The organism is Actinosynnema sp., from assembly GCF_052038725.1.
Map to the genome: position 1 here is coordinate 1 of NZ_JBQGCX010000916.1, position 1,988 is coordinate 1,988.

Below are 1,988 nucleotides of genomic sequence, written 5' to 3' on the forward strand. Positions count from 1 at the left end.
GCCGTCGGGCGGACGGACCGTTCGCGGAGGGGGCGCTCGCCGGGTGGCGGGCGCCCCCTCGCCGCTGGTCGGGGGCGGTGGCGGGGCGGGCCCGCCCGGTCCGCCGCCAGGGGGTCCCGGTGCGTCATCAGGCCCGCCCGGCCCGTCACCAGGCTTTCCCGGCCCACCATCAGGTCTTCCTGCGCGCCGCCAGCGCCGCGACCCGCGCTTCCTCGTGGCGGCCGAGGCGCAGCAGCGCCAGTGCGCGGTTGCGCAGCATGTTCGGCTCCCCCGGCCCGTCGCCGATCGCCGCGTCCAGGGCGTCGAGCGCCTCCTCCGGTCGGTCCAGGACCAGCAGGCACGCGCCGCGCGCGCCCGCCAGGTGCGTGCCGGTGGCGTCGTCGCCCTCGACGTCGCCGGGGCCGGCCAGGAGCCGGGCCGCCTCGTCGCACAGCCGCAGCGCGCGTTCCGCCTCGCCCAGCTCCAGCACCGCCACGGCTCGGTTGACGTGCGCGGCCAGGAAGCGGGGGCAGCGGCGCACCGCCTCGTCGTAGGCCGCCACCGCCTCGGGCAGGTGACCGCGCAGGGTGAGCGCTGTCGCCCGGTCGTACCACGCGGGCGGGTGATCGGGTTCCAGGGCGAGCACGTGGTCGCAGTCCGCCAGGGCGGCGTCCGGGTCGCCCCGGTCGACCAGCAGCGCGGCCCGCCGCGACCGGGCCTCCACGTAGTGCGGGCGGGCCCGGATCGCGTGGTCGAACCTGGTCAGGGCCTCGGCCGACCGGCCTTCGGCGGCCAGCGCGGCGCCCTGCGCGCACAGCCGGACCGCGCCCGGCGGGCGGTGAACCGGCAGCCGTCCCCACCGGGTGACCCCGATCAGGGGGCCGCCGCACGGCAGGCAGCGGGTCCGCCGGGCCGAGCAGGACGCGCACAGCACCCGCCCGCAGTCCCGGCACGCCCTCGGCCCGCGCCCGGCCGACCGCGCCGACCACGCCGACCACGCCGCCGAGGCCGGAACCACCCCGCCGCAACCCCACCCCGCGCACCCGTGCTCCACCAGGCCATCCCCCAGGCCCGGCACGGACACCGGGCTTCCACCCCGCGTGACAGCGATCAGCACTACCAGTGTCACCCGATCGTGGCACGCCGGCGCCGTCCCCGCGCGCGTTCGGCCGGACTGCCCCGGACCGGCTCACACGTTGCGCCGGTACTGCCCCCCGACCTCGAAGAACGCCTCCGTGACCTGCCCGAGCGTGCACACCCGCGCCGCGTCCACCAGCACCTCGAACACGTTCTCCCCCGACGCCGCCGCCGCCTTGAGCCGCCGCAGCGCCTCCCCCGCCGCGTCCGCGTTGCGGGCCGCGAAGTCGCGGGTGCGCTCGACCTGCGAGCGCTTCTCCTCCTCCGTCGCCCGAGCCAACTCGATCACCACCGGCTCGCGCCCGCCGTCCTCGGGCAGGAACGTGTTCACCCCGACGAGCGGCAGCGTCCCGTCGTGCTTGCGCTGCTCGTACAGCATCGACTCGTCCTGGATGCGCCCGCGCTGGTACCCGGTCTCCATCGCCCCGAGCACCCCGCCGCGCTCGGAGATCCGGTCGAACTCGGCGAGCACCGCCTCCTCCACCAGGTCCGTCAGCTCGTCGATGACGAACGAGCCCTGCAGCGGGTTCTCGTTCGCCGACAGCCCCCACTCCCGGTTGATGATCAGCTGGATGGCCATGGCGCGCCGCACCGACGACTCGGTCGGCGTGGTCACCGCCTCGTCGTAGGCGTTGGTGTGCAACGAGTTGCAGTTGTCGTACAGCGCGCACAGCGCCTGCAGCGTGGTGCGGATGTCGTTGAAGTCCATCTCCTGCGCGTGCAGCGACCGCCCGGAGGTCTGCACGTGGTACTTGAACTTCTGCGACCGCTCCCCCGCCCCGTACTTGTCCCGCATGGTCACGGCCCAGATCCGCCGCGCCACCCGCCCGATGACGCTGTACTCGGCGTCCATGCCGTTCGAGAAGAAGAAC

The 1,988-nt window shown here is 75.5% G+C and carries 2 protein-coding genes; both read right to left on the bottom strand.

The features are described from left to right. Positions 1-169: 169 nt before the first annotated feature. On the bottom strand, positions 170-1,063 hold the full coding sequence (locus ACTUAL_RS19195; RefSeq protein WP_440901221.1) for a tetratricopeptide repeat protein: 894 nt from the start codon (positions 1,061-1,063) through the stop codon (positions 170-172). Between the two features lie 105 nt (positions 1,064-1,168). Further along, positions 1,169-1,988 (bottom strand): methylmalonyl-CoA mutase family protein (locus ACTUAL_RS19200; RefSeq protein ID WP_440901222.1); only part of this gene is annotated, 820 nt, incomplete at its 5' end.